Origin of the sequence: Chryseobacterium sp. SSA4.19, assembly GCF_022601875.1 — a bacterium.
Lineage (GTDB): Bacteria > Bacteroidota > Bacteroidia > Flavobacteriales > Weeksellaceae > Chryseobacterium.
In genome coordinates, this window is record NZ_JAKVIP010000024.1 from 58,362 (window position 1) to 68,277 (window position 9,916).

Here is a 9,916-nt window from a genome sequence, read left to right on the forward strand (position 1 = left end):
CAGATAGAATCTTAAAGCCTTGAAAGGGCGGCTTACATCAGAATAGGGTGTGAATCCTATGACAAGAACAGCAGAACGATACCAAGCTTTGAAAGGGCGGCTTACATTAGCATAGAGTGTAAGTCCTATGACAAAAACAGCATAACAAAGCCAAGCCCTGAAGGGGCGAAATCAATATACAACCAAAAAAATAATACCGGGAAGGGTTTATTTTTTTATCTAAATTAATAAGTGTAAAAATTACAAATAAAAACCAATGAAGATTACATCTCTACTTATCATAAGCGCATCCTTAATCGCGGTGCCGTTGACAGCCCAGAATACACAGAGACAGGCTCCTGCAGGATTTGATGTGGCCAATACCGGAATTCCTCATGGTAAGATCGACTCCATTCAATATCCCTCAGAGACGGTAGGCGTAACCCGAAAAGCACTGATTTATACACCGCCGGGCTTCAAAAAGGGCAATAAATATCCGGTATTATACCTGCTTCACGGGATAGGCGGGGACGAAAAAGAATGGTACAAGAACGGAACGCCGCAGATCATCCTGGATAACCTCTATGCACAGGGCAAACTTACCCCGATGATTGTAGTGCTGCCAAATGGAAGAGCGATGAAAGACGACCGCGCAACCGGCAACATCATGGCCAAAGACAAAGTGGAAGCATTTGCTACTTTTGAAAAGGATTTACTGAATGACCTAATCCCTTATGTAGAAAAGAAATTTCCGGTTAAAAAAGACCGCGAGAACCGCGCCATTGCCGGACTGTCGATGGGCGGCGGACAAACCCTGAACTTCGGGCTTGGAAACATCGACAAATTTGCCTGGGTGGGAGGATTCTCATCCGCTCCGAATACCAAAGAACCACAGCTTTTGCTGCCGAATCCTCAAAAGGCGAAGGAATTAAAACTGCTCTGGATTTCCTGCGGTGATGCTGACGGACTCATGCCGTTCAGCAAAAGAACCCACGATTATCTGGCGCAGAATAAAATTCCGCATATTTTCTACATCGAACCGGGTGGCCACGATTTCAAAGTATGGAAAAACGATCTGTATATTTTCTCCCAACTGATTTTTAAACCTGTTGATAAAACTACCTTCTCCGATTTTACCGTATTGGGCCTTCCTGCCGAAACCAATATCAGAAATGCGCAGTATCCACAAATCATGCCCAACGGAAAAGCTATCTTCAGGGTAAAAGCTCCGGAGGCACAGAAAGTTCAGATCGATCTCGGCAAAAAATATGAACTGACCAAAGATTCGGACGGCGTTTGGAAAACCACCACCGATTCTTTAAGCGAAGGATTCCATTATTATTCGATGGTCATTGACAATGTACCGGTGGCTGACCCTTCCAGCAAAACTTTTTACGGAATGGGAAGATACGCCAGCGGAATCGAAGTGCCTTTTGCTGGCGATGGCTATTATACGATGAAAGACGTTCCGCACGGAGACATCAGGATTCAGAATCTTTTCTCGAAAGTAACCAATTCCTGGAGGAGGGTATTTATTTATACGCCGCCGGGTTATGATAAAAATACTGCTGAATCGTATCCGGTGCTGTACATCCTGCACGGCGGCGGCGAGGACGAAAGCGGATGGGCGATGCAGGGAAAAACCAACCTGATTATGGATAACCTGATTGCCGAAGGCAAAGCCAAACCGATGATCATCGTGATGCCGGATGCCAACATCGGACCTGCGGGATTCGGAAGCTTCGGAGACCGTAATCTTCAGATGTTTGATAAGGAACTGAAAGAATCGGTAATCCCGTTTGCCGAAGCGAATTTCAGGATTAAAAAAGATGCGGCCAACAGGGCATTGGCCGGACTTTCAATGGGCGGAATCTACACGCTGCACACAGGTGTTCAGAATTACAATATGTTTTCCTCGCTGGGTGTTTTCAGTTCAGGATGGATCCTGCCTTCGCTTCAGGAAGTAGCGGACAAAGAATATCAGTTTATGACCGATAACCAATCGCAGATCAATTCCAACATCAAAAATTTCTGGATTTCCATGGGCGGAAAAGAAGACATCGCCTATAAAAACTGCCAGGTGATGATGAAAAAACTGGATGATCTGGGCATTAAATATACCTATTCCGAATATCCGGGTGGTCACACCTGGCCGGTATGGAGAAACAACCTATACAACTTTGCACAGCTGCTTTTCAAATAAATCCGGAGACCAGCGTACATTTTTAAGGGAGCAATGCCGGACGACAGAGCCGCCGATGAAGCAGATTGTATGTACGCTTCATCAGATCAGCTTGCTGATCACTTCTTTGCTTCCTTACATGATACATCAGGAAAAGCAAACTTTGCGTTAACAAAAATCCGGTAAAGCAAATAAACTTTAAGTCTGTAAAATTTAGTCTTATTCCAAATCACAAAATATGAATTTTAGCACAATAAAAACCAGGACATTTTTCCTTACAGTGGTCATGCTCTCAGGAAATACCGATGCGCAATCCTATAAAAAAACGGATTCCGGATTGAGCCTTTCTGCGGGAAATCTGGCCATTGAGGTAAAATGGTATGGTGGGAACACGGTAAGGGTAATGAAATATCCTGTCGGAAAATCATTGGTAAAAAATAGCCTGGCAGTCATCCAAAAGGAACAGCAGACCCGGTTTTCGGTTTCCGAAAACAATGATGTTATTTTGTTAAAATCGGATCATCTACAGCTTTCCATTGATGTGAAAACCGGAAAAATAAGTTACCGGTCACCGTCAGGACAGGAACTTTTGAAAGAAACCGGAAGTAATTTCAAGCCATTCAACGATGCCGGGAATCAAACTTTATCCGTATCTCAATCTTTTCAGCTGGAGAAAGAAGAGCCGATCTATGGCCTTGGAATTCTGCAGAACGGGAAAATGTCTCAGCGGAATACCGATGTTAAAATGATTCAGAACAACACCTGGGATTTTATTCCGTTTTTTCAGTCGGTGAAAGGATATGGAGTTTTCTGGGACAACGAATCGCCGACCCAATTTACCGATACGCCGCAACAGACCTCTTTCTCTTCCGAGGTGGGAGAAGGCATTGATTATTATTTTATTTACGGAAAAAATGCCGACGGTGTTGTAACCGGAATGCGGAACCTGACCGGGAATGTGCCGATGCTCCCGCTCTGGACTTACGGCTACTGGCAGAGTAAAGAACGCTACAAAAGTCAGGATGAACTGGTAGATGTAGTGAAAAAATACAGGGAATTAAAAGTCCCTCTTGACGGAATCATCCAGGATTGGCAATATTGGGGAAATAATTACCAGTGGAATGCCATGGATTTCATCAGTCCTGATTTTCCCGATGCCCAAAAAATGATTCAGGATATTCATGATAGGAACGCACATCTTTCCGTTTCCATCTGGTCATCTTTTGGCCCGATGACGAATCCGTACCGGGAAATGGATCAGAAAGGAATGCTGTTCAACTTTAAAACGTGGCCGGAATCGGGACGTGATGTCTGGCCGCCTGATATGAACTATCCTTCCGGGGTACGCGTCTATGATGCGTATAACCCCGAAGCGCGGAATATATATTGGAAATATTTGAATAAGGGCCTTTTCAGCTTAGGCGTAGATTCCTGGTGGATGGATTCTACCGAGCCCGACCACCTCAGCCAGAAACCGGAAGATCTCGATACCAAAACCCATCTCGGTTCATTCCGAAAAGTGAGAAATGTCTATCCGTTAATGACGGTAGGCGGTGTTTATGATCATCAGCGCGAAACGACAGGCGATAAAAGGGTTTTTATTCTCACCAGATCAGCATTTGCAGGACAGCAAAGATACGCGGCCAACACCTGGTCGGGTGATGTCAATTCTTCCTGGGAGATGTTGCGTAATCAGGTTCCTGCGGGTTTAAATTTCAGCCTTACCGGAAACCCGAATTTCAATTCCGATATCGGCGGTTTCTTTGCCGGTGTTTACCGAAGGAACGGTGGTGCGAAGAGCCCGGTGTTCCAGGAATTGTACGTTCGCTGGCTCCAGTACGGCACTTTCACCCCGATGATGCGTTCTCACGGGACCGATGTTCCCAGGGAAATTTATCAGTTCGGAAAAAAAGGTGATGTCGTGTATGATGCAATAGAAAAATTCATCAGGCTGCGCTACAGCATGCTGCCGTATATTTATTCCGTTTCCCATGACGTTTCCAAAAACAATTCGAGTTTTCTCCGGGCATTGTCAATGGATTTTTCTTCAGACAAAAAAGCCTGGGATATCAATAATGAATATCTTTTCGGGAAGTCATTGCTGGTGGCACCCGTCCTCCATGCGCAGTACACCCCGGAAAAAATCATAACCACCGATGAAAACCAGGGCTGGAATAAAGATAACGGTACAAAGAAAGAAAATCAGGATTCCGGGATCGATTTCACCCAAAATAAAACCGTGCAGGTCTATCTTCCGGCCGGAGCCGACTGGTTCGACTTCTGGACGAATCAGAAGCACAGCGGCGGTCAGAATATTGAAAAATCCGTTACCCTCCAGAGCATTCCATTATACGTGAAAGCAGGAAGCATTATTCCGTTCGGTCCTGATGTACAATATGCAACGGAGAAAAAATGGGATCACCTTACCGTAAAAATCTATCCGGGAGCCGATGCCGATTTTGTTTTGTACGAAGACGAATTCGATAATTACAATTACGAAAAAGGAGCCTTTACTGAAATCCCTTTTCACTGGAACGAAAAATCAAAAACACTTACCGTTGAAGCCCGGAAAGGCAAATTTAACGGGATGATTGAAAAAAGAAATTTCAGTTTACTTCTTCCGGACGGTCAGCAGAAAACCGTGAGTTATTCCGGGAAAAAGATCAATGTAAGTTTTAAATAATCTTAAAGTATGACAATGAAATTTTTAAGTTTAACCATAATGTTCGGATGCTTCCAGGCCGCATTTGCCCAGAATCCCATCATCCAGACCAAATTCACTGCCGACCCTGCGCCAATGGTTTACAAAGACACGGTTTTCCTTTATACCAGCCACGATGAAGACGATGCTTTCGGATTCAAAATGAAAAACTGGCTGCTGTACACATCTACGGATATGGTCAACTGGACCGATCATGGCGTTGTGGCTTCCCTGAAAGATTTTAAATGGACCGATCCCGAAAACGGAGCCTGGGCGCCCCAGGTCATTGAAAGAAACGGAAAATTCTACATGTATTGCCCGATGCCGGGACAACGCGGAATCGGCGTGTTGGTGGCGGATAGTCCGTACGGTCCTTTCAAAGATCCGATCGGAAAGCCGCTGGTTAAAAATTCCTCCGATGATATTGATCCGACGGTGCTGATCGATGATGACGGACAGGCCTATCTCTATTGGGGAAATCCCAACCTTTGGTACGTTAAGCTGAATGAAGATATGATTTCGGTAAAAGGCGATGTCGTGAAAGATCCGTCCATTGCCAAAGTAAAAGGGGCAGCTGATCCATTTCATTACCAGGAAGGGCCGTGGGCATGGAAAAGAAACGGGAAATATTATATGGCGTATGCCTCAACCTGTTGTCCCGAAGGAATCGGTTATGCGATGGGAAAATCGGCGACCGGACCCTGGGAATTCAAAGGAATGATCATGGACAGCGATAAACGTTCCAACGGAAACCATCCGGGAATCATCGATTATAAAGGCAAAACCTATGTTTTCGGATTCAATTACAACATCGGAAAACAGACCATGAGCAAACATTACGAACGCCGTTCGGTCTGCGTAAGTGAAATGAAATACAATGCCGACGGCACCATCCAAAAGCTGCCGTTCTGGAATCCTGAAGGCGTAAAAAGAATAGCAACCCTCAATCCGTACAACAGGATAGAGGCCGAGACCATTGCCTTCAGCGAAGGCCTGAAAACAGAGCAGATGACCGAATGGGAAAGGAACAATCCCTATGATACCGGCAAGAAAATTACCGACCGGATTGTAGTTTCATCCGTCAATAATGGCGATTACCTCAAAGTACAGGGCGTGGATTTTTCCCAGGGAAGCCAATCCGTGGAAGTCTCCGCAGCTGCTTTGTACGGCGGCAGTATAGAAATCCATACCGATGCTGTTGACGGACCGCTTTTAGGAACCGTCCGGGTAACCGGAAAAGCAGAAGGCGATCTTTTTAAAACAATTAAAACACCTGTAAAAAACATCAAGGGCATCCACGATCTCTATTTTGTCTTTAAAGGAGAAAAAGACCTTTTCTATTTCGATTGGTGGAAATTTAATAAAAATTAATGTTGAATTCAGGAATATCAATAGAAATGGGCTTTAGCCCATTTAACACAGAGAATAACGCGTAGGGCTTTAGCCAAAACATATTGTTATGAGTTGTATTAATCATTGGTTAAAATTTTAAAAATGTTCAGATTTAAACTTTTTGTTCTCAGCTTTCTCATTGCCGGATGCTGTTTAAATGCACAAACAACCGTCTGGTTAGACCAATTGGACCTGAGCGTTACCACGCAGGGAAACGGGAAACCCGGAATCAATACGTCCGTGGACGGGAAAAAACTGACGATTGCCGGCAAAACGTTCGACCGGGGCTTCGGAACCCACGCCGAAAGCTCTTTGCTGATTAGATTAGACGGAAAAGTCACAAAATTTTCAGCATGGGTCGGGATCGACGATGAGATGAAAGGCCACGAGCCCGCAGTGGAATTTGAAATTTACGGCGACAACAAAAAGCTCTGGTCAAGCGGCATTATGCATCTGGGCGACAAAGCCAAACCCGTTTCGGTATCGTTAAAAGGAATTAAACAGCTGGAACTGGTCGTTGCAGACGGCGGAAACGGCCCGTATTACGACCACGCCGACTGGGTGGATGCCCGGTTTGAAACCACCGGCGTTTCTACATTGGAAACCTTCAACCCGATTGCCTCGGAACCCTATATCTTAACCCCTAAACCTTCGGCTGTACCGAAGATCAATTCCGCAGGGATCTATGGTGTCCGTCCAGGCTCACCTTTTTTGTTCAGGGTTGCGGCAACAGGAGACCGTCCGATGGCTTTTGCGGCGAAAAATCTTCCGAAAGGTTTAACAATAGATTCTCAAACCGGAATCATTACCGGAAAAATAGATACGAAAGGAACCTACCTAGTCCTTTTATCAGCTAAAAATGCTAAAGGCTCAGTTTCAAAAAAATTAAGAATAGAAAGCGGGGACAAAATAGCTTTGACACCAACCATGGGCTGGAACAGCTGGAACTGTTTCGGGCACGAAGTATCTGCCGACAAAGTAAAAAGGGCAGCGGATGCGTTAGTGAGAACCGGTCTGGTTAACCACGGCTGGAACTACATCAATGTTGATGATTCCTGGCAATACAACCGGGACGGGAAAGACCCGTCTTTCAAAGGGCAGTTCCGGGATAAGGACGGTTATATTTTAACCAACTCCAAATTTCCGGATATGAAAAACCTGGGCGATTACATTCATGCCAACGGATTGAAAATGGGGATCTATTCCTCTCCGGGACCCTGGACCTGCGGCGGATGTGCCGGAAGCTACGGCTACGAAAAGCAGGATGCCGAAAGCTATGCCAGATGGGGCGTCGATTACCTGAAATACGACTGGTGCAGCTACGGCGGCGTGATCGACGGTCTGCCGGATAACGACCCGAGCAAAGTTCCTTCACTGGCATTCAACGGCGGCGGCGATTTGGATAAAGGGGTAAAGCCATTTAAACTGATGGGCGACCTGCTCTACGGACAGCCGAGGGATATTGTCTACAACCTCTGCCAGTACGGGATGGGCGATGTCTGGAAATGGGGCGATGAAACCCATGCCCAGTCCTGGCGTACCACCAACGATATTACCGATACCTGGGCCAGCGTGAAAAGTATTGCGCTTGCGCAGGATAAAGCCGCTCCGTACGCAAAACCCGGCAACCGGAATGATCCGGATATGCTGGTCGTAGGCGTGGTAGGTTGGGGAAATCCGCACCAGAGCAAGCTGAAACCCGATGAGCAGTATCTCCACATCAGCCTTTGGAGCATCTTTTCTGCCCCTTTGCTCATAGGCTGCGATCTTGAAAAGCTGGATGATTTTACCTTAAACCTTTTAACCAACGATGAGGTAATTGCCGTCAATCAGGACGCTTTGGGAAAACAGGGTGTCTGCCTGGACACTGTTGGTGAACTGAAAATCTATGTCAAAGAACTTGAAGACGGCGGCAAAGCGGTGGCTTTTGCCAATTTCGGAAGGGAAAAAGTAAAGCTTGCCTACAAGGATTTCAAAAAATTGGATATTTCCGGAAATCAGACGGTGCGCGATCTGTGGAGACAGAAGGATATTGCAAAAATCAATACATCGAATCAGGCATTATCATTAGAGATTCCGGCGCACGGTGTAGCTTATTATAAGTTTATTTTATCAAAATAATTAAATATGATTCAATTTAAATCAAAATATATTGCCTTATCATTTTTGTTGGGAGGGATTTGTACTTCTGCACAGAACCCGGTGATCCAGACACATTTCACACCTGATCCTGCACCGATGATTTACAAAGGTAAAATGTACCTGTACACGGGAGACGACCAGCCGGGATTCGATTTTTATACGATGACCAAGTGGCATGTCTATTCATCGGATGATATGGTGAACTGGACCGACCATGGATCTCCGATTTCGCTCGAATCGTTCACCTGGGCAAGAGACCGGGCATGGGCGGCACAATGTGTAGAGCGCAACGGCAAATTCTACTGGTACATCTGCGCGCAGACGGTAGATAACAATATGGCGATTGGGGTAGCCGTTTCAGACAGCCCGACCGGTCCTTTCAAAGATGCGCTGGGAAAACCGTTGGTGACCACCGGAACCTGGGATAATATCGATCCGACGGCTTTTGTGGATGACGATGGACAGGCCTATCTCTATTGGGGAAACAGCAAATTGTTTTACGTTAAACTGAACAAAGACATGACCACCTATAACGGACCCATCACGGAAGTTCCGCAGTCGGTGGAAGCTTTCGGCGGACTCAGGCGGCCCGGAAAAAGTGATGAAGTTTTGCAGAAACAGGAAAAATTCGACGATGTTTATGTGGAAGGTCCGTGGTTTTACAAACGGAACAAACAGTATTATATGATGTACGCGGGAATGACCAACAGAACGGAATGCCTGTCGTACGCAACCAGTGCTTCACCCACCGGACCATGGAAATATCGTGGAAAAATAATGACCGATCAGCCGACCAACAGCTTTACCAACCACGGTGGAATCATCGATTACAAAGGAAAATCCTACCTGTTCTACCACAATGCTTTATTGCCGAACGGTGGAAGTTATGGGCGGGCAACAGCCATCGAAGAATTTAAATACAATGCCGATGGCAGCATCCCGAGAATCACCATCACCAAAGAAGGAGTAAATCCTGTAGGAACCTTAAATCCATATCAGAAAAACGAAGCCGAAACCATGGCCTGGTCGGAAAAATGCAGCACTTCCGAAAATAAGAAAACCGGTGTCTATGTTTCCGATATCCGGACCGGAGGCTACATCAAAGTCAGGGCGGTGGATTTCGGAACCAGTGGGCCTGCCGAATTTTCAGCTTCGGTGGCTGCAGGAATCGATGGCGGGATCCTGGAAGTTCATCTGGATGATGTAAAAGGAACCAAGATCGCCCAGATCGAAATCCCGAGAACAGGCGGCTGGGAAGACTTCAAAACCTTAACCGCAACCCTGTCAGAACAGGTTTCCAGTGTCCACGATGTCTATTTTGTCTTTCAGGGAAAAAACATCACCGCCGGAAGAAAACTGTTCAACTTTGATTCCTGGAGCTTTAAAAAGAAATAAATGAAATGTAAATTGTCAAATATCAACGTAATAAAAATTCCCCTCCAGAGGACTATCGTGTGGACACAATTAAATTAATACTTTTGTTATTAAGATGGATACAAGAAATTTTAGAGACTTAGCAG

Annotated in this window: 6 protein-coding genes; all 6 read left to right on the forward strand. The window is 45.6% G+C overall.

The window, feature by feature from the left end:
• Window positions 1-256: 256 nt before the first annotated feature.
• The 6 genes from MKJ01_RS15285 (at window position 257) to MKJ01_RS15305 (ending at window position 9,791) form a co-directional block, all read left to right on the forward strand.
• The gene (locus MKJ01_RS15285) at window positions 257-2,182 is read left to right on the forward strand and encodes an alpha/beta hydrolase-fold protein (RefSeq protein ID WP_241614924.1); all 1,926 of its coding nucleotides are present in this window, start codon (window positions 257-259) and stop codon (window positions 2,180-2,182) included.
• Window positions 2,183-2,215: 33 nt separating this feature from the next.
• Complete coding sequence (locus tag MKJ01_RS18855) at window positions 2,216-2,347, forward strand: hypothetical protein (protein WP_302850491.1); 132 nt, start codon at window positions 2,216-2,218, stop codon at window positions 2,345-2,347.
• Window positions 2,348-2,399: 52 nt separating this feature from the next.
• The gene (locus MKJ01_RS15290; RefSeq protein ID WP_241614923.1) at window positions 2,400-4,844 is read left to right on the forward strand and encodes a TIM-barrel domain-containing protein; all 2,445 of its coding nucleotides are present in this window, start codon (window positions 2,400-2,402) and stop codon (window positions 4,842-4,844) included.
• A gap of 15 nt (window positions 4,845-4,859) precedes the next feature.
• On the forward strand, window positions 4,860-6,233 hold the full coding sequence (locus tag MKJ01_RS15295; RefSeq protein ID WP_241614922.1) for a glycoside hydrolase family 43 protein: 1,374 nt from the start codon (window positions 4,860-4,862) through the stop codon (window positions 6,231-6,233).
• Between the two features lie 123 nt (window positions 6,234-6,356).
• Complete coding sequence (locus tag MKJ01_RS15300) at window positions 6,357-8,375, forward strand: NPCBM/NEW2 domain-containing protein (RefSeq protein ID WP_241614921.1); 2,019 nt, start codon at window positions 6,357-6,359, stop codon at window positions 8,373-8,375.
• 6 nt (window positions 8,376-8,381) lie between these two features.
• Entirely contained in the window at window positions 8,382-9,791 is a 1,410-nt protein-coding gene (locus tag MKJ01_RS15305) for a glycoside hydrolase family 43 protein (RefSeq protein ID WP_241614920.1), read from the forward strand.
• Window positions 9,792-9,916 lie beyond the last annotated feature (125 nt).